The 18,346-nt window shown below is 74.5% G+C and carries 16 protein-coding genes; 7 read left to right on the forward strand and 9 right to left on the reverse strand.

What is annotated here, in order from left to right; translation table 11 throughout:
- Positions 1–16: 16 nt before the first annotated feature.
- On the reverse strand, positions 17–454 hold the full coding sequence (locus RVR_RS23040; RefSeq protein WP_202235702.1) for a gamma-glutamylcyclotransferase family protein: 438 nt from the start codon (positions 452–454) through the stop codon (positions 17–19).
- Between the two features lie 169 nt (positions 455–623).
- Between RVR_RS23040 and RVR_RS23045 the strand changes: the two genes are divergently transcribed.
- Both RVR_RS23045 and RVR_RS23050 read left to right on the forward strand, forming a co-directional pair.
- On the forward strand, positions 624–2,072 hold the full coding sequence (locus tag RVR_RS23045; RefSeq protein WP_202235703.1) for an NAD(P)H-quinone dehydrogenase: 1,449 nt from the start codon (positions 624–626) through the stop codon (positions 2,070–2,072).
- Between the two features lie 203 nt (positions 2,073–2,275).
- Positions 2,276–3,181, forward strand: a complete 906-nt coding sequence (locus RVR_RS23050; protein ID WP_237405378.1) for a DeoR/GlpR family DNA-binding transcription regulator — start codon at positions 2,276–2,278, stop codon at positions 3,179–3,181.
- 200 nt (positions 3,182–3,381) lie between these two features.
- Here the strand turns inward: RVR_RS23050 and RVR_RS23055 are convergent, their stop codons facing one another.
- The gene (locus tag RVR_RS23055; RefSeq protein ID WP_202238966.1) at positions 3,382–4,008 is read right to left on the reverse strand and encodes a TetR/AcrR family transcriptional regulator; all 627 of its coding nucleotides are present in this window, start codon (positions 4,006–4,008) and stop codon (positions 3,382–3,384) included.
- Between the two features lie 120 nt (positions 4,009–4,128).
- Here RVR_RS23055 and RVR_RS23060 point away from each other — a divergent pair, with 120 nt between their 5' ends.
- Positions 4,129–5,616 carry an MFS transporter gene (locus tag RVR_RS23060; RefSeq protein ID WP_202235705.1) on the forward strand — a complete coding sequence of 496 codons (1,488 nt, stop codon included), beginning with the start codon at positions 4,129–4,131 and terminating at the stop codon, positions 5,614–5,616.
- A 109-nt stretch (positions 5,617–5,725) separates the two neighbouring features.
- Here the strand turns inward: RVR_RS23060 and RVR_RS23065 are convergent, their stop codons facing one another.
- A complete protein-coding gene (locus RVR_RS23065) occupies positions 5,726–7,486 on the reverse strand; it encodes an acetyl/propionyl/methylcrotonyl-CoA carboxylase subunit alpha (protein WP_202235706.1) in 1,761 nt (586 codons plus the stop codon).
- A gap of 444 nt (positions 7,487–7,930) precedes the next feature.
- On the opposite strand from RVR_RS23065, the gene RVR_RS23070 reads away from it, so the two are divergent.
- On the forward strand, positions 7,931–8,356 hold the full coding sequence (locus RVR_RS23070; RefSeq protein WP_237404906.1) for a hypothetical protein: 426 nt from the start codon (positions 7,931–7,933) through the stop codon (positions 8,354–8,356).
- Positions 8,357–8,360: 4 nt separating this feature from the next.
- Here the strand turns inward: RVR_RS23070 and RVR_RS23075 are convergent, their stop codons facing one another.
- The 4 genes from RVR_RS23075 to RVR_RS23085 form a co-directional block, all read right to left on the reverse strand.
- Positions 8,361–8,972, reverse strand: a complete 612-nt coding sequence (locus RVR_RS23075; RefSeq protein ID WP_202235708.1) for a nucleoside triphosphate pyrophosphatase — start codon at positions 8,970–8,972, stop codon at positions 8,361–8,363.
- 94 nt (positions 8,973–9,066) lie between these two features.
- The gene (gene mmpB, locus RVR_RS38660) at positions 9,067–9,201 is read right to left on the reverse strand and encodes a morphogenic membrane protein MmpB (RefSeq protein WP_272933099.1); all 135 of its coding nucleotides are present in this window, start codon (positions 9,199–9,201) and stop codon (positions 9,067–9,069) included.
- 135 nt (positions 9,202–9,336) lie between these two features.
- Positions 9,337–9,546 (reverse strand): acyl-CoA carboxylase epsilon subunit, encoded by a 210-nt coding sequence (locus RVR_RS23080; protein ID WP_430393164.1) that lies wholly within the window; start codon positions 9,544–9,546, stop codon positions 9,337–9,339.
- Positions 9,547–9,614: 68 nt separating this feature from the next.
- The gene (locus tag RVR_RS23085) at positions 9,615–11,204 is read right to left on the reverse strand and encodes an acyl-CoA carboxylase subunit beta (RefSeq protein ID WP_202235710.1); all 1,590 of its coding nucleotides are present in this window, start codon (positions 11,202–11,204) and stop codon (positions 9,615–9,617) included.
- Positions 11,205–11,388: 184 nt separating this feature from the next.
- Here RVR_RS23085 and RVR_RS23090 point away from each other — a divergent pair, with 184 nt between their 5' ends.
- Both RVR_RS23090 and RVR_RS23095 read left to right on the forward strand, forming a co-directional pair.
- The gene (locus RVR_RS23090; protein WP_202235712.1) at positions 11,389–12,267 is read left to right on the forward strand and encodes a biotin--[acetyl-CoA-carboxylase] ligase; all 879 of its coding nucleotides are present in this window, start codon (positions 11,389–11,391) and stop codon (positions 12,265–12,267) included.
- Positions 12,268–12,361: 94 nt separating this feature from the next.
- The gene (locus RVR_RS23095) at positions 12,362–13,846 is read left to right on the forward strand and encodes an adenylate/guanylate cyclase domain-containing protein (protein WP_237404907.1); all 1,485 of its coding nucleotides are present in this window, start codon (positions 12,362–12,364) and stop codon (positions 13,844–13,846) included.
- A gap of 665 nt (positions 13,847–14,511) precedes the next feature.
- Here the strand turns inward: RVR_RS23095 and RVR_RS23100 are convergent.
- Entirely contained in the window at positions 14,512–15,666 is a 1,155-nt protein-coding gene (locus tag RVR_RS23100) for a GGDEF domain-containing protein (RefSeq protein WP_202235714.1), read from the reverse strand.
- Between the two features lie 88 nt (positions 15,667–15,754).
- Positions 15,755–16,570, reverse strand: a complete 816-nt coding sequence (locus RVR_RS23105) for an enoyl-CoA hydratase/isomerase family protein (RefSeq protein ID WP_202235716.1) — start codon at positions 16,568–16,570, stop codon at positions 15,755–15,757.
- A gap of 196 nt (positions 16,571–16,766) precedes the next feature.
- Between RVR_RS23105 and hutH the strand changes: the two genes are divergently transcribed.
- Positions 16,767–18,320, forward strand: a complete 1,554-nt coding sequence (gene hutH / locus RVR_RS23110; protein ID WP_202235717.1) for a histidine ammonia-lyase — start codon at positions 16,767–16,769, stop codon at positions 18,318–18,320.
- Positions 18,321–18,346: the final 26 nt, after the last annotated feature.

The following is an 18,346-nucleotide window of genomic DNA, read 5'->3' on the forward strand; positions in this document are numbered from 1 at the left end:
GGCCGCCCGGCCCGCCTCAGCAGGGCCGCTTGCGCAGCTCCATCACGTAGTCGTACGGCGCCCCGGCCGACTCGGCGGCGTCGGCGAGTTCGCCGAGGTAGCGGGCGGAGGGCAGGCCGCCCTCGTAGTCGTTGAGGACGTACAGCCACGCCGCCGCGTCACCGTCGAGGGTGTGCACGCGCAGGGTCGTCCGCCGGTAGATGCCCAGCGGTACGCCCTCCCACCGGTCCATGGACTCCTCGTCCACCTCGGCGATGTCGTACAGGCCGACGAAGACCTGCTCGCCCGGCGCCTCCACGACCGTGGCCAGCGCGCCCTCCCAGCCCATCTGCTCGCCGCCGAAGGTCAGTCGCCACCCGTCCAGCCACCCGGTGCCGCGCAGCGGGGAGTGCGGGGCGCGGCGCGTCATCAGCCGCGCGTCGAGATTGCTTCCGTAGGCGGCGTAGAGCGACATGGTCATGAGAGTACGGGAGCGGGGTTCGCGCGGCGTAAGGAGCGGACGCCGGTGGGGGCGGGTCGCCCTGGCCCCCCCGGACCCCCCGCCGACCTCGGACGGACCCCCGCCGGGCCCCGTCGCCGGGTCGGCGGGACCCTGGCGGCGGGCGCTTGGCACGTGCGGGACAATGGAGTACGTGACTCGGATCGTGATCATTGGTGGCGGACCCGGCGGCTACGAAGCCGCGCTCGTAGCGGCGCAGCTCGGCGCGGAGGTGACCGTCGTGGACACCGACGGCCTGGGCGGCGCGTCGGTGCTGACCGACTGCGTGCCGTCCAAGACCCTCATCGCCACCGCCGAGGTGATGACGACCTTCGACTCCTCCTACGAGGAGCTGGGCATCATCGTCGGCGACGACACGCCGCCGCTGGAACGTTCCGCCAGGGTGGTGGGGGTGGACCTCGGCAAGGTGAACCGCCGGGTCAAGCGGCTCGCGCTCGCCCAGTCGCACGACATCGCCGCGGCCGTGACCCGGGCCGGCGCCCGGGTGATGCGCGGCCGGGGCCGGCTGGAGGGCTGCCCGACGGCCGAGGGCACCCGCTGCGTCGTGGTCGAGGCCGCCGACGGCAGTTCCGAGCGGCTGACCGCGGACGCGGTGCTGGTCGCGACCGGCGCCCGCCCGCGCGAGCTCCCGGACGCGCTGCCCGACGGCGAGCGCATCCTGAACTGGACCCAGGTCTACAACCTCGACGAGCTGCCCGAGGAACTCGTCGTGGTCGGCTCCGGCGTCACCGGCGCGGAGTTCGCGGGCGCGTACCAGGCGCTCGGCGCGCGCGTCACGCTCGTCTCCTCCCGCGACCGGGTGCTGCCGGGCGAGGACCCGGACGCCGCCGCCGTCCTGGAGGACGTCTTCCGCCGCCGCGGCATGAACGTGATGGCCCGCTCCCGCGCGCAGTCGGTGAAGCGGGTGGGCGACCGGGTCGAGGTCGCGCTCGCCGACGGCCGGGTGATCACCGGCACGCACTGCCTGATGGCGGTCGGCGCGATCCCCAACACCGCCGGGATGGGCCTGGAGGAGGCCGGCGTCAAACTGACGGAGTCCGGGCACATCAGGACCGACAAGGTCTCCCGCACCAGCGCCCCCGGCGTCTACGCGGCCGGCGACGTGACCGGCATCTTCGCGCTCGCCTCGGTCGCCGCGATGCAGGGCCGGATCGCGATGTACCACTTCCTCGGCGACGCGGTGGCGCCGCTGAACCTCAAGACGGTCTCCTCCAACGTCTTCACCGACCCGGAGATCGCCACCGTCGGCTACACCCAGGCCGACGTGGACGCCGAGCGGATCGAGGCGAACGCGGTCAAGCTGCCGCTGCTGCGCAACCCGCGGGCGAAGATGCAGGGCGTGCGGGACGGCTTCGTCAAGCTCTTCTGCCGCCCGGGCACCGGGATCGTGGTCGGCGGTGTGGTGGTCGCCCCCAAGGCGAGCGAGCTGATCCACCCCATCTCGATCGCCGTCGACAACAGCCTCACCGTGGAGCAGATCGCCAACGCGTTCACCGTCTACCCGTCGCTGTCCGGTTCGGTCGCCGAGGTCGCACGCCAGCTCCACACCCGCAAGACCGGCTCCGGCGGCTGACCGGTCCCGGAACCCGGGTGCGCGCAGGGCGGGTTGGGGTCCCGGCGACGGCCGGGAAGGGAACGCACGGTCGAGCTATAGCACTTGACGGTCTGTTTTGTGCACGACTTTCATCAACGGGCGCAAAACGCTGAAACCGTCCGGTCGTTGGCATTACTGTCGGTTCCGTGTTCGCTGCAGAACGTCGTCAGTTGATTCTGGAAATGGTGCGGGCCAACGGAGCGGTGTCGCTCCGGGAGCTCGCCCGGGTCGTCCAGACGTCCGAAGTGACCGTGCGCAGGGACGTACGGGCGCTGGAGGCGGAAGGACTTTTGGACCGCCGGCACGGCGGTGCGGTGCTGCCGGGTGGCTTCACCAGGGAGTCCGGCTTCCCGCAGAAATCCCATCTAGCGACCGCGGAGAAGACGGCCATCGCCGATCTCGCGGCCGGTCTCGTCGGAGAGGGCGAGGCGATCGTGGTCGGTGCGGGCACCACCACGCAGGAACTGGCCAGACGGCTGGCCCGGGTGCCCGGGCTGACCGTGGTCACCAACTCCCTGCTGGTGGCCCAGGCGCTGGCGCACGCCAACCGTGTCGAGGTGGTGATGACCGGGGGCACCCTGCGCGGCTCGAACTACGGGCTGGTCGGCAGCGGCGCCGAGCAGTCGCTGCAGGGACTGCGGGTGTCCCGGGCGTTTCTGTCCGGCGCGGGACTGACCGCCGAGCGCGGGCTGTCCACGTCCAACATGCTCTCCGCGAGCGTGGACCGGGCGCTGGTGCAGGCCGCCGCGGAGGTCGTGGTGCTCGCCGACCACACCAAGCTCGGCACGGACACGATGTTCCAGACCGTGCCGACCGACCAGATCACCCATCTCGTCACGGACGAGCCCGAGCAGGACGACGAGCGGGCCGGCACGGAGTTGCAGGCGCTGGCCGACCGGGGTGTGCAGGTCGCCGTGGCCGCCCTGCCCGGCGCGGGCACCGGCGCGGTGGCCACCACCGCGGACGGGCTCCCCTCCGGGCGCGGTCTGCCGGGGCCGCGGCGGCACCATCCGCTGCGCGGCACCCAGCCGTTGGGGGGCGCCGCGGACAGCCCGGCCGCGCGGCTCGCCGACGTACGCCGCCGCTGACCCTCCCCGCCCCGACGGCACGTGACCGCGGTGGGCGTCGTACCCCGAGCCGTACGGCGTCGCCGGACCTACGGCGGTGGGATCGACGGCACGCGGCCACCGCGGGCCACCGCGGGCCGCCCCGGCCGGCCCGGGGGCGGTCCCGTGGGCGGGTGGGCGGGGCGGAGCCCCGGGCGGCTTCCGGCGGCGCCGACGCGCGCTCAGGCGTGGGCGCCGCGCGCCGCGGAGGCGGCCGTGGCCGTCGCGGGGCGCTCGTCCCGGGGCGCCGCGCGTGTGCCGGGTGCCGGGGTCCGTACCCGGATGCCCTCCATCATCAGGGTCATGAGCCGCCGGAACACCCCCTTCTCCGCGGGGTCCTTCTCCGCCGCCTGCACCACCGCGTAGGTCAGCTTGAGCAGGTCGCCGATCCGGATGTCCTCGCGCACGGCCCCCTCCCGCTGGGCGCGCGCCAGCAGCTTCCCGCCCGCCTCGCGCAGCAGCACCTTGCAGGCGGGCATCTGCGCGTCCGACGCCTCGCCGATGGCGGCGGCCATGCCGCGGTAGAGCGTGGAGTGCGCCGCGATCGCGTACAGCCACGAGGTGAGGGCCTCGGTCGGGTCGGCCGCGGTCGTCAGCTCCTCCGCGCGCGCGGCGAGCGCGTCGATCTCGCGGTGGAAGACCCCGTTCATCAGGCTGTAGCGGTTGGGAAAGTGCCGGTACAGGGTGCCGATGCCGACCCCGGCGTGCCGGGCGATGTCCTCCAGCGCGACATCGGTGCCGTGCACGATGAACGCCTGCCGGGCCTCTTCGAGCAACCGGTCGTAGTTGCGCTGCGCGTCCGCCCGCATCCTGATCACGCCTCCGCTCCGGAATGACCCCCCGTAGGTGATGGTAATTCCGGAGGAAGCCTCCGTATAGTTTCCGGAGGAGACCTCCGTTTGACTCTCCCCGCTGGAGGCTTACTCATCATGCCCACGCCCACCACGCGTGACCCCGACCCCGCGCACCACACGACCCCCGCACACGGCGCCGGCGCCGCCGTCCCGGACCGCTCGACCGCCGCCACCGCGAAGGGCCCGAGCGGCCATCCCTACCTCGTCCTGGGCGCCATCGTCGGCACCCAGCTGATGATCCTGCTCGACGCCACCGTGGTGAACGTCGCGCTCCCCGGCATCGGCTCCCACCTGGGGTTCTCGGCGACCGGCATGTCCTGGGTGCTCAACGTCTACACCCTCGCCTTCGGCGGCCTGCTGCTGCTCGGCAGCCGGATAGGCGACCTGATAGGCCGGCGCGGCGCGATGGTCTGGGGCGTCGCCGCCTTCACGGTCGCCTCGATCGCGGGCGGCCTGGCGAACGACGCCACCACCCTGCTGATCGCCCGCGGACTACAGGGCGCGGCCGCCGCGCTGGCCGCCCCCAGCACCCTGGCCCTGATCGCCACCTCCTTCGCCGAGGGCGCCGAGCGCAACCGCGCGCTGAGCGTCTTCTCCGCGGTCTCCGGGGCGGGCTCCGCGATCGGCCTGACCGCCGGCGGCATCCTCACCGACCTGGGCTCCTGGCGCTGGGTGTTCTTCGTCAACGTGCCGGTGGGCGCGGCGATCCTGCTGCTGGCGCCGCGCTTCATCAAGGAGACCGAGCGCCACCGGGGCGGCCGCTTCGACATCGCGGGCGCGCTCACCGGCACGCTCGGGATGGCCACCCTGGTCTACGGCTTCATCCGGGTCGGCGAGAGCCGGTGGACCGACGGCCGGGCACTCACCTCGTTCGTCATCGCGGTGGCGCTGCTCGGCGCGTTCCTCCTCAACGAGACGCGGGTCGAGCGGCCGCTGGTGGTGCTGCGGCTGTTCGCCGACCGCAACCGCGCCATCGCCTACAGCGTGATGCTGCTGGTGCCGGCCGCGATGTTCGGCGTCTTCTACTTCAGCACCCAGTACCTCCAGACGTACCTGCACTTCAGCCCGTTGCGGACCGGCTTCGCGTTCCTGCCGCTGGCCGGGCTGCTCTTCGTCGCCGCGCGGCTCGCGCCGCGCATGCTCGGCCGGTTCGGCGCGAAGACGGTGGTGGCCATCGGGCTGCCGCTCAACCTGGCGGGCACGGTCTGGATCACCCAGCTCAGCCCGTCCGACGGCTACGCGGCCGGACTGCTCGGCCCGCTGATGCTGGTCGGCTTCGGGGTCGGCTGGACGATGATGCCGCTCAACACCTTCATCCTGTCCGGCGTACGGCCCCAGGAGGCCGGCTCCGCGTCGGGCCTGCTCCAGACGATGCAGCAGGTCGGCGGCAGCCTCGGCCTGTCCGTCCTGGTCACCGTCTTCGGCACCGTCTCCCGGCACGCGCACGGCGACGCGTTCATCAGCGGCGCCACCGCGGCCTTCACCCTGGCGGCGGTCTTCGTCTCCGCCGCGCTGGTGATGGTGCTGCTGCTCAAGGCGCCCCCGAGGCCCGCGCTGCGCTGAGCGCCCGGCGGTCGTGCGCCCCCGGAAGGGGGAAAGCGGGCGGCGGCCGACCAGAGGTCGGCCGCCGCCCGCTGTCGCGCCCGGTGCGCGGTGTGCGGTACGCCCCGCGTCAGTCCTTGATCTCGCAGATGACGGCGCCGGAGGAGACCGAGGAGCCGACCTCCGCCTTCAGGCCGACGATGGTGCCGGAGCGGTGCGCGTTGAGCGGCTGCTCCATCTTCATCGCCTCCAGGACCACGATCAGGTCGCCCTCGGCGACCTTCTGGCCCTCCTCGGCGGCGATCTTCACGATGGTGCCCTGCATGGGCGAGGCCAGGGTGTCGCCGGAGGCCGCCGCGGTCGCCTTCGCCGCGGCCCGGCGCTTGGGCTTGGCGCCCGCGGCCAGCCCGGTGCGGGCCAGCGTCATCCCCAGGTGCGCGGGCAGGGAGACCTCCAGGCGCTTGCCGCCCACCTCGACCACGACGGTCTCGCGGCCGCCGTTCTCCTCCTCGTCCACGGCCGGGCCGGCGAACGGCGGGATCGTGTTCACGAACTCCGTCTCGATCCACCGGGTGTGCACGCGGAACGGGTTCCCGTCCACCGGCGCGAACGCCGGGTCGACCACCACCGCGCGGTGGAACGGGATCGCGGTCGCCATGCCCTCGACGGTGAACTCGCCCAGCGCGCGGGCGGCCCGTTGCAGCGCCTGCTCACGCGTCGCGCCGGAGACCACCAGCTTCGCCAGCAGCGAGTCCCACGCGGGGCCGATCACGCTCCCGGACTCCACGCCCGCGTCCAGCCGCACCCCGGGGCCCGACGGCGGCGTGAACACCGTCACCGTGCCCGGCGCGGGCAGGAAGTTGCGGCCCGGGTCCTCGCCGTTGATCCGGAACTCGAACGAGTGCCCGCGCAGCGGCGGGTCGTCGTAGCCCAGCGCCTCCCCGTCGGCGATGCGGAACATCTCCCGGACCAGGTCGATCCCGGAGACCTCCTCGGTGACCGGGTGCTCGACCTGCAGGCGGGTGTTGACCTCCAGGAAGGAGATCGTGCCGTCCTGGCCGACCAGGAACTCGCAGGTGCCCGCGCCGACGTAGCCGGCCTCCCGCAGGATCGCCTTCGAGGCGCTGTAGAGCTGCGCGTTCTGCTCCTCGGACAGCCACGGCGCCGGGGCCTCCTCCACCAGCTTCTGGTGGCGGCGCTGGAGGGAGCAGTCGCGGGTGGAGACCACCACGACGTTCCCGTGCGTGTCGGCCAGGCACTGCGTCTCTACGTGCCGGGGCCGGTCCAGGTACCGCTCCACGAAGCACTCGCCGCGGCCGAACGCGGCCACCGCCTCGCGGACCGCGGAGTCGTACAGCTCCGGGACCTCCTCCAGGGTGCGCGCGACCTTCAGGCCGCGACCGCCCCCGCCGAACGCGGCCTTGATCGCGATGGGCAGGCCGTGCTCCTTGGCGAAGGCCACGACCTCCTCCGCGCCGGAGACCGGGTCGGACGTCCCCGCGACCAGCGGGGCGCCCGCGCGCTGGGCGATGTGACGGGCCGCCACCTTGTCACCCAGGTCCCGGATCGCGTGCGGCGGCGGGCCGATCCAGGTCAGCCCCGCGTCCAGCACGGCCTGCGCGAACTCGGCGTTCTCCGACAGGAACCCGTAACCGGGATGGACCGCGTCGGCCCCCGACTCGGCTGCCGCCGCCAGCACCTTCCCGATGTCGAGATAGCTGGTCGCCGGGGTGTCACCACCCAACGCGTACGCCTCGTCGGCCACCCGGACGTGGACCGCGTCCCGGTCCGGCTCCGCGTACACCGCGACACTGCCGATGCCGGCATCCCGGCACGCACGAGCGACACGGACAGCGATTTCACCGCGGTTGGCGATGAGCACCTTGCGCACGATGGCTCCCTCCTTGGAACAAGCAGAGTTTAGGCAATGGCCACACTTGAAACCGAGGCACCCCTACACGTGAGGTTGCCCACACAGAGGGTGATCCAGGGGCCCTGAGAACCCGTGAAAGCCTGCTCGTTCCAAGGTACGGCGCACATTGGCGCAATGTCCCGCACTCCCGTGTGTGGATCGCGTCTCGCATGTCGGTCTACCTGCGAAAGGCCGATCCTTTGTCGGGTTCCTACGAAGAGAGTGCGGAAAGTTTGCCACCCGGCGTTCCCGGACGAGTGGTTGGGTCCCGGCCCTTGCCGCCGCGCATACCCGCCAGTAGCCTGCGAGCCCGGGGTACCTGGGGTAACTCCCTTGTGGACTCCGGCGGGTCGGGCCGCGCCGCAGCCGCGCGCCGCGGGGACCAACCGGGCCGAACACGACCGGCACGACAAAGGGGACGATGTGCGCAGAGGTATAGCCGTGGCCACCGCGGTGGTGCTCGTGCTCGACGCGCTCACCATCGCGGCCGTCAACTGGATCCTCGGGGTGGCGGTCAAGCGCCAGGAGATGTCGCTCGGCGGGCTGCCGACCCACGCGATGGCCGTCGGGTCCTGGGTGGCCGGCGGGGTGTTCGCGCTCTTCCTGCTGTGCTGCGCGGTGCTGGTGGCCCGCATCGCGCTCCGCGACCGGATGGCCGGACGGGTGGGCCGCATCGTGCTCATCGTCTGCGCCGTCGTGCACGGCGTGGTCGGCGCCGCCGTGGTCGGTCTGGTCGGGTGGTACGCCTTCGCGGTGATGATGGTGATCCTGGCCCTGCTGGTCGGCACCCTGCTCATGTACGCGCCTGACGAACCGTCCGAACCGGCGGACGCCGCCCCGGCGACCTGAGCGGTCAGGTCCACAGGTCGGTGATCCGGGTGCCCAGTTCGGCCAGGAGGGTGCGCAGGAGGGGGAGGGACAGGCCGATGACGTTGCCCGGGTCGCCCTCGATGCCCTCGACGAAGGGGGCCGAGCGGCCGTCGAGGGTGAAGGCCCCGGCGACGTGGAGGGGTTCTCCGCCGGCGACGTAGGCCGCGACCTCGTCGTCGTCCGGGGTGCCGAAGTGCACCGTGGTGGAGGCGGTCCGGGAGACCCGGCGGCCGTCGGCCGTGTCGATGACGCAGTGCCCCGTGCGGAGCACCCCGCTGCGGCCGCGCATCTCCTGCCACCGCCGCGTGGCCTCGGCCGCGTCCTTCGGCTTGCCCAGCGCGCGGCCGTCGAGTTCGAGCACCGAGTCGCAGCCGACCACGAGTTCACCGCCCGCCAGCAGCCCGCCCTCCGCGACCGCGGTCGCCTTCGCCTCGGCCAGCACGCGGGCCAGCTCGGCGGGGGAGGGCGCGGTGATCGCCTCCTCGTCGACGCCGGAGACCACCACCCGGGGGTCGAGGCCCGCCTGTCGCAGCAGCCCGAGGCGGGCGGGCGAGGCGGAGGCGAGGACGAGGGCGCGGCGGGGTGTCGAGGTCACCGGGCCATCGTAGAGAACCCCGCGGCCGGGCCCGGGGCCCGCACACCTTCGTTCACGAGCCGGCCGGGCGGCCGGCCTCGCGGCGCCCGCCCGCTCACAGGTGCCAGGCGGCCACCGCCATGCCCACGACCGCCGCGACCGCGAGGACCAGCATCGCCCGGCGCACCATCACCTGGGCGCGGCGCAGCTCCTCGTCGCGCCCGCGGGGCTGATCGTCGGACCAGAGCATGCGGTCAAGGGTGGACCGCCGCGCGGACCCGCGCCTGAGTACGGGTACTCACTGCGCGGTGCCGCCCGCCCGGCCGCACACTCCGCCCGTCCGGACACCCCGCCCGGCCGCACACCCCGTCAGGCCGGCACCCCGTCAGGCCGGCCACCCCGAGGTGCGCCACGCCGCCGGCCCCGGGCGGGACGCGACGCCCGGCACCCTGCGCGCCGGGTCGGACCAGGCACTCCTGGCGGACGGTCGGCCGCCGCCGTCCGGGTCGGCCGCCGCCGCCCGCGCCTGGACCAGCGCGACCACCGCCGCCAGCTCCTCCGGGGTCGGCCGCCCCCGCTCCACCTTGATCATCATCTCTGCGGTCCTCCCTGCGAGCGTGCGGACGGCGCCGGTCACCGGCCGCCGGAGCGGCCCGGCCGGCGTCACAGCGGGATGTTGCCGTGCTTCTTCGGCGGCAGGCTCTCGCGCTTGTTGCGCAGCGTCCGCAGCGCCTTGACGAGGTGGGCGCGGGTCCTGGACGGCTCGACGACCGCGTCGACGTAGCCGCGCTCGGCCGCGACGTAAGGATTCAGCAGCGTGTCCTCGTAGTCGGTGACCAGCCGCTGGCGCAGCTCGTCGGCCTCCTCGGGGGTGGCCGCCTCGGCCAGGGTGCGGCGGTGCAGGATGTTGACCGCGCCCTGCGCGCCCATCACGGCGATTTGGGCCGTCGGCCAGGCGAGGTTGAGGTCCGCGCCCAGGTGCTTGGAGCCCATCACGTCGTACGCGCCGCCGTACGCCTTGCGGGTGATGATGGTGATGAGCGGGACGGTCGCCTCGGCGTAGGCGTAGATCAGCTTGGCGCCGCGGCGGATGATGCCGTCCCACTCCTGGCTGGTGCCGGGCAGGAAGCCGGGGACGTCGACGAAGGTGACCACCGGGATGTTGAAGCTGTCGCAGGTCCGCACGAAGCGCGCGGCCTTCTCCGAGGCGTTGATGTCCAGGCAGCCGGCGAACTGGAGCGGCTGGTTGGCGACCACGCCCACCGGCCGGCCCTCGATCCGGCCCAGACCGGTCAGGATGTTCGGCGCGAAGAGGGCCTGGGTCTCCAGGAACTCGCCGTCGTCCAGCACGTGTTCGACGACCTTGTGCATGTCGTACGGCTGGTTGGCCGAGTCGGGGATCAGCGTGTCCAGCTCGCGGTCCTCGTCGGTGGGCTCCAGGTCCGCCTCGGCGGGGAAGGCGGGCGGCTCCTCCAGGTTGTTGCTCGGCAGGTAGGACAGCAGCGCCTTGACGTACTCGAACGCGTCCTTCTCGTCGCCCGACAGGTGGTGCGCGTTGCCGGAGGTGGTGTTGTGGGTGCGCGCGCCGCCCAGCTCCTCCATTCCGACGTCCTCGCCGGTCACCGTCTTGATGACGTCCGGCCCGGTGATGAACATGTGCGAGGTCTGGTCGACCATCACCACGAAGTCGGTGATCGCGGGGGAGTAGACCGCGCCCCCGGCGCACGGGCCGACGATCAGGCTGATCTGCGGGATCACCCCGGAGGCGTGGGTGTTGCGGCGGAAGATCTCGCCGTACATGCCCAGGGACGTGACGCCCTCCTGGATGCGCGCGCCGCCGGAGTCGTTGATCCCGATCACCGGGCAGCCGGTCTTCAGCGCGAAGTCCATCACCTTGACGATCTTCTCGCCGAACACCTCGCCCAGCGCCCCGCCGAAGACCGTGAAGTCCTGCGAGAAGACCGCCACCGGGCGGCCCTCGACGGTGCCGTAGCCGGTGACCACCCCGTCGCCGTAGGGCCGGTTCGCCTCCAGCCCGAAGTTGGTGGAACGGTGCCGGGCCAGCTCGTCCAGCTCGGTGAAGGAACCCTCGTCCAGCAGCAGTTCGATCCGCTCCCGGGCGGTCAGCTTGCCCTTGGCGTGCTGTTTCTCCACCGCCCTGCGCGAGCCCGCGTGCGTCGCCTCCTCGATCCGGTGGCGCAGGTCGGCGAGCTTGCCCGCCGTCGTGTGGATGTCGTACTGCGGCTCGGCCATGGAGGCGGCTCCCCTGCTCTCGGCGGGTCGTACGCGTACCGTCCGCGCGTACGTGACTGGCGAGTAACGCTGTTGCGTAGCGTAGTGGTGACGCAGACGAACGAGCAGTGCGGCGTTCACCACATCGCGCCCGGGCCGGGCGGGCGCGGCGTCCGCCGGCGGGCGGGGCTCATAGGGTGGGGGCATGACCTCCAGCCGCTGGTCCGACCTGGAACGGCCCCCGCTCAACGCCGTGGCCCTGCGCAGGGCGGTGGTCGTGCCGGAAGCGGTGTGGACCTCGCTCGACGTGGTGCAGGCCACCGGCTCCACCAACAGCGACCTGTCCGCCCGGGCCGCGAGCGGCGCGCCGGAGGGCGCGGTGCTCGTCGCCGAGGAGCAGACCACGGGACGCGGCCGGCTGGACCGGCGGTGGAGCGCCCCGGCCCGCTCCGGGCTGTTCTTCTCGGTGCTGCTGCGCCCGGGAGAGGCAGCCGCGACCCCCGACGGCGTCCGCCCGCCGGTGCCCGTGCACCGGTGGGGGTGGCTGCCGCTGCTCGCCGGAGTGGCCACCGCCACCGCGCTGTCCCGCGCCGCCGGGGTGGACACGGCACTCAAATGGCCCAACGACCTGCTGCTCACCGTCGAGGGCGAGGAGCGCAAGGCCGGCGGCATCCTCGCCGAGCGGGTCGGGGAGACCGCCGTGGTCATCGGCATCGGGCTCAACGTGTCGCTGCGCGCCGAGGAACTGCCCGTCCCGACCGCCACCTCGCTCGCGCTCGCCGGCGCCGCCGGCACCGACCGCGACCCGCTGCTGCGGGCGGTGCTGCGCTCGCTCGGCGACTGGTACGACGCCTGGCGGGCGGAGGGCGGCGACCCGGCCGCGTCCCGGCTCCAGCAGACCTACGCGGCCGGCTGCGCCACCCTCGGCCGGCAGGTGCGGGCCGAGCTGCCAGGTGGCCGCGACCTGTCCGGCACGGCGGTGGCGGTCGACGGCGACGGGCGGCTGGTGATCGCCGGGCCGCAGGGCGAGCAGCCGGTCGGGGCGGGGGACGTCGTCCATCTGCGCCCCACCGAAGGAGAGTGAGCCAGGGCACACCTGCCGTATCGTTGAGGGGCTGCGTCGTCTCGATGATCGGAAGGGCTGTGCGCAGGGACTTCTCAGGGGCTGGACGGTAAACGTGGACAACGACAGCCCCCCACCGACCTCCTCCGGCGGCGACGCCGCCTCCGACGGTGCGCGTGCCGCGTCCGGCGGTGGCGACGCGTCGGGTGGTGCCGCGTCCGGCGACGCTCCTTCCGGCGATGCTCCTTCCGGCGACGCCGCGTCCGGTGACGCCCTCGCGGACGCGGCGGGCGACGGTTCCGGGGCCGGTTCCGGTTCCGGGGCCGGGGCCCGGGGTGCGGGCGCCGGGGAGCCGGCGTCCTCCGGCGAGCCGGGCGCGGAGGGCGCGCGTGGGTCCGGCGAGGAGCCCGGCGCGGGCGGCGGGGACGGGAGCGGCGGTGGAAGGGGCGGCGGGGACTCTGGCGAAGGGCCCGGCGGCGGCTCCGCGGACGGCTCCGGCGAGGATGTCCCGGGCGAGGTACCGGGCTGCGCCGCGGGCGACGGTCCGGCCGATCCCGAGGAGCCCGGCGAGGCGGGGGAGGCGGGGGAGCACCCGCTGGCGCTGCGGCTGGAGCAGCTGATCCTCGGCGCGCCGCGCCAGTACACCCCGTTCCAGGCGGCGCGCACCGCGGGCGTGTCGATGGACCTGGCCTCGCGCTTCTGGCGGGCCATGGGCTTCGCCGACATCGGCCAGGCCAAGGCGCTCACCGAGGCGGACGTCCTGGCGCTGCGCCGGCTGGCCGGCCTGGTCGAGGCCGGCCTGCTGAGCGAGTCGATGGCGATCCAGGTGGCGCGGTCCACCGGGCAGACCACCGCGCGGCTCGCCGACTGGCAGACCGACTCCTTCCTCGAAGGGCTCACCGAGCCGCCCGAGCCCGGCATGACCCGGGCCGAGGTGGCGTACCCGCTCGTCGAGCTGCTGCTGCCCGAGCTGGAGGAGTTCCTGATCTACGTGTGGCGCCGCCAGGTCGCGGCCGCCACCAGCCGGGTCGTGCAGTCCGACGACGAGGAGGCGGTGGACCGCCGGCTCGCCGTCGGCTTCGCCGACCTGGTGGGCTTCACCCGGCTCACCCGCCGGCTCGAGGAGGAGGAACTCGGCGAGCTGGTCGAGGCGTTCGAGACCACCGCGGCCGACCAGGTCGCGGCGTACGGCGGGCGGCTGATCAAGACGCTCGGCGACGAGGTGCTCTTCGTCGCCGATGACCCGGGCACGGCGGCGGAGATCGGCATGCGGCTGATCGAGACGATGACCGGCGACGAGACGATGCCGGCGCTGCGGGTGGGGATGGCCTTCGGCACGGTCACCACGCGGATGGGGGACGTGTTCGGCACGACCGTCAACCTCGCCTCGCGGCTCACCTCGATAGCGCCACGGGACGCGGTCCTGGTGGACGGGGACTTCGCGGAGGCGCTCGGTGCGGCGGGGGAGGCGCCCCTGTCCGAGGCGGACGTCGACGCGACCGCGGAGAAGTACCGCTTCGCGCTCCAGCCGATGTGGCGCCGCCCGGTCCGCGGGCTCGGCGTGGTCGAGCCCTGGCTGCTCTCCCGCCGCGACGCCTGACCCTCGGCGAACGCCGCCCGCGGGGAGCCCGGGCCCGCCCCGGCGGCGATGGCGACGGCTGGCCGTGGCCGTGGCCGGGCGTCCGGCCGTGTGGTGAGGGGCGGGCCGAGCCTGGTGGGGCGTCTGGCCGGGTGGCGAGGGGCGGGCCGAGCCTGGTGGGGCGTCTGGCCGTGTGGCGAGGGTGGACTCCCGCGGTGGCGCGGCGCCTGGTCCCCGTGGTGAGGGCGGGCCCCGGCGGTGGGGCGATGCGTGGCCGTGTGGTGCAGGCCGACTCCGGCTCTGGCGTGGTGCGTGCCCCTGGGGTGGCGGCTGTCTTCGGCGCCGGGGCGTTGTCCGGCCTTGCGGCCGGGGGCCCTCGGTCTGGCGCGACGTCTGGCCGTGTGGCGACGGTCAGACCCGAGCCTGGTGGGTCGCCTGGCCGTGTGGCGAGGGTGGACTCCCGCGGTGGCGCGGTGCCTGGTCCCCGTGGTGAGGGCGGGCCCCGGCGATGGGGCGATGCGTGGCCGCTCGGCGAAGAGGGCTCCCGCGGTGGCGTGGTGCCTGGTCCCGTGGCTACGGCCGGGCCCGGGCTCCGCGGGGCTGGGCTGGCTCCGCCGGGGCAGGCGGCGGTGGAGGAACGGGCGGGGCAGCGTGGGGGACGGACTTCGCGCCGGGCGGGAGCGGGCTCATGGGCGGTGGCCGCGCAGGGTGCGGCGCTCGGTGTCCGGGTGGGGCGGCGGCTTGTCGGCGAGGCGGACCACCGGGTCCTGGGGCCCCTCGCGGCCGGCGACCACCGGGTGGTCGGCGCGCAGCGCCTTCGCCCGGTACTGCGCCGCGTCCGCCAGCCGGAAAAGCCGCCGCGCGGACCGTACCGGCCCGATCGGGTCGCCGGTGGACGCCAGCCCGCAGGCGACCCCGTCGCCGACCTCCAGCTCGGCCGCCCGCCGGCACAACTCCTCCGCGGCCCTTACCACCTCGTCCGCGTGCTGCCCCACCGCCACGATGCAGAACTCGTCCCCGCCGAGCCGCGCGGCGAGACTGCCGGGGAGCATCGCCCCGCACAGCGACAGCAGCGAGCCGAACCGTTCCAGCAGCCGGTCCCCGACCGCGTGGCCGAGCCGGTCGTTGACCCGCTTCAGCCCGTTCAGGTCGCACACCACCAGGCTGACCACCACGCCCTGCCGCCGGTGCAGCTCCAGCGCCTCGTCCAGCCGGACGTCCACCGCCCTGCGGTTGCCGAGGCCGGTCAACGGGTCGGTGAACGCCAGGAGCCGGACCTCGGCCAGCCGTTCGGTCTGCGCGATGCCGGACGCGATCAGCGCGGCCAGCACCGTCGCGAAGTCCGCGTCCGCGCGGGCGAAGCCCGCCTCGCCCACCCGGCGCGCGACGTACAGCTCGCCCCAGGCCCGGCCGTGCAGCACGATCGGCGCGACCACGCAGCTCCCGCGGCCGCGCCGGCGCAGCGCCGCGGCCCGACCCCAGCTCCCGCCGCCCGGGGACGAACCCGTCGCGTCCTCGGTCTCCACCCAGGCGTGCGGCTCGCCGCCCGCGGCCCACGTGCCGTGCAGGAACTCGGCGATCTCCGGGAAGTCGTGCACCGAGTACGACTCGTCGGCCGGCTCCGCCTCCTCGCCGGGGGCGAGGTCGCCGTCGTTGACCAGCACCCGCAGCCGACCGGTGTCCCGCTCCCATGAGGAGACCGCGGCGAAGGCCCCCTGCATCGCCAGCCGGGCGCCGCGCGCCCCCGCCCGCACCGTCGCGCGCGGGCTCTGCGCCGTGGCCAGCGCCTGTGCCAGCTCGACGACCGCCCGCAGCCGTACATCGGCCGTACCTTCCGCCATCACTCCAGGCTAGGCACCTTTGCCCCGGCGCGACGCCCGACCCGGCCCCGCACTGGGCCGAACGGACCTCCGCTGTCGCGCGCCGGAATCAGAGCCCGGGCCAGGCCGGCCGCCGCTTCTCGTTGAACGCCGCGACCCCCTCGGCACGGTCCGCCGAGAAGGCGATGGTGCGCCAGGCCGCGTCCTCGACCTCCATGCCCGCGCGCAGGTCCAGGCCGTGGCCGAGCCGCAGCGCCCGCTTGGCGGCGCGCAGCCCCACCGGGGAGTTGGCCGCGATGCGCTCCGCGAGGTCGAGCGCGGCGCCGCGGGCCCGCCCCGCGGGCACCAGTTGGTCGACCATCCCCAGCTCCAGGGCCTCGGCGGCCGGCACGCGGCGGGCGGTGAAGACCAGTTCCGCGGCCCGGGCCGCGCCGACCCGGCGGGGCAGTAGCTGGGTGCCGCCGCCCCCGGGGATGACCCCCACGGAGACCTCGGGCAGCCCGACCACGGCGGCCTCGTCCGCGACGATCAGGTCGCAGGACAGGGCGAGTTCGTACCCGCCGCCGAGCGCGAAGCCGCCGACCGCGGCGATCGCGGGCATCGGCAGGTCCAGGACGCCGCCGTAGGCCGCCCTGGCCCGCGGGCGCTGGCGCAGCAGTTCCGCGTCGCTCAGCGCGTTGCGCTCCTTGAGGTCCGCGCCGGCGCAGAAGGCGCGCTCGCTGGAGGAGGTGAGGACCGCGACGCTCACCGTCGGGTCGGCGGACAACTCCGCGCACGCCGCCGCGATCGCGTCGGCCATCGCCGTGGAGACGGCGTTCATCGCCGCGGGACGGTCGAGCACCACCTCGGCGACGTGCCCGCCGTGCCGGCGGACATCGACGACGTCCCCGAACCTGCGCGTGCCCGCGTGCTCCTGCTCGCTCATTCCGCCCGTCCCTCCGGCACCGGTTAACGATCGCGAACCTCGCGCCATCCTCGCACGGCTCCCCGCCCGTCCGGCGCCGCGCTGCGCGTCGCGCGGCCGGCCGCGCGCGTGCGGCGGAGGCGGGAAGGGGCGGGGCGGTGCGGGGCCGCGGGGGGGCGGGTGACAGAGCGGGATTCAGTGCTTAGGGTTCGTGAATATGGATATGCAGAACGTGGTGGTGGGCGCGCACGGCGCATCGGCCGAGGACGTCACGGCCGTGGCCCGCGGGAACGCCCGCGTCGAGATCGGCCCGGAGGCGCTGGCGGGCGTCGCGCGGGCACGGGACGTGATCGACGCGCTCGCCGCGCGGCCGGAACCGGTCTACGGCGTCTCGACGGGCTTCGGCGCGCTGGCGGTGCGCCACATCAGCCCCGAACTGCGCGCCCAGCTCCAGCGCAGCCTCGTACGGTCGCACGCGGCGGGGATGGGGCCGCGGGTGGAGCGCGAGGTGGTGCGCGCCCTGATGTTCCTGCGGCTGAAGACGCTGGCGTCGGGCCGGACCGGGGTGCGCCCGGTGGTCGTGGAGACCATGGCCGCGGTGCTGAACGCGGGCATCACCCCGGTCGTGCACGAGTACGGCTCGCTCGGCTGCTCCGGCGACCTCGCGCCGCTCGCGCACTGCGCGCAGGTGCTGATGGGGGAGGGCGAGGCGGAGGGCCCGGACGGCACGGTGCGGCCGGCGGCGGACCTGCTCGCCGAGCACGGCATCGAGCCGGTCGAGCTGCGGGAGAAGGAGGGCCTGGCCCTCATCAACGGCACCGACGGCATGCTCGGCATGCTGGTGATGGCCTGCGCGGACCTGGCGGGGCTGTTCACCGCGGCCGACGTCACCGCCGCGCTCACCCTGGAGGCGCTGCTCGGCACCGACCGGGTGCTGGCGCCGGAGCTGCACGCGATCCGCCCGCACCCCGGGCAGGCGGCCAGCGCGGACAACATGCGCCGGGTGCTGGCCGGGTCCGGCCTGACCGGCCACCACCAGGACGACGCGCCGCGGGTGCAGGACGCGTACTCGGTGCGGTGCGCGCCGCAGGTCGCCGGTGCCGGGCGGGACACCCTCGCGCACGCCCGGCTGGTCGCCGACCGCGAGCTGGCCGCGGCGGTCGACAACCCGGTGGTGACCGACGCCGGCACCGTCGAGTCGAACGGCAACTTCCACGGCGCCCCGGTCGGCTACGTGCTGGACTTCCTCGCGATCGCCGCGGCCGACCTCGCCTCGATCGCGGAGCGGCGTACGGACCGGCTGCTCGACAAGAACCGGTCGCACGGCCTGCCGCCCTTCCTCGCGGACGACCCCGGCGTGGACTCCGGGTTGATGATCGCGCAGTACACGCAGGCGGCGCTGGTCAGCGAGATGAAGCGGCTCGCGGTGCCGGCGTCGGTCGACTCCATCCCCTCCTCGGCGATGCAGGAGGACCACGTGTCGATGGGGTGGTCCGCGGCGCGCAAGCTGCGGACCGCGGTGGACGCGCTGGCGCGCGTCGTCGCCGTCGAGATGTTCGCCGCGGCGCGGGCGCTTCAGATCCGCACCACCGGGACGCAGTTGCGCGCGGCGCCCGCGACCGCCGCCGTGCTCACGGCGCTGCGCGCCGCGGGGGTGCCCGGCCCCGGGCGGGACCGCTTCCTCGCGCCCGACCTGGAGGCCGCGCACGCCTTCGTCCGCGACGGCTCCCTGGTGCGCGCGGCCGAGTCCGTCACCGGCCCCCTGGCCTGAGGCACCGGGCGCCGCGGAGATCCGGG

It is taken from the genome of Streptomyces sp. SN-593, from assembly GCF_016756395.1.
Lineage (GTDB): Bacteria > Actinomycetota > Actinomycetes > Streptomycetales > Streptomycetaceae > Actinacidiphila > Actinacidiphila reveromycinica.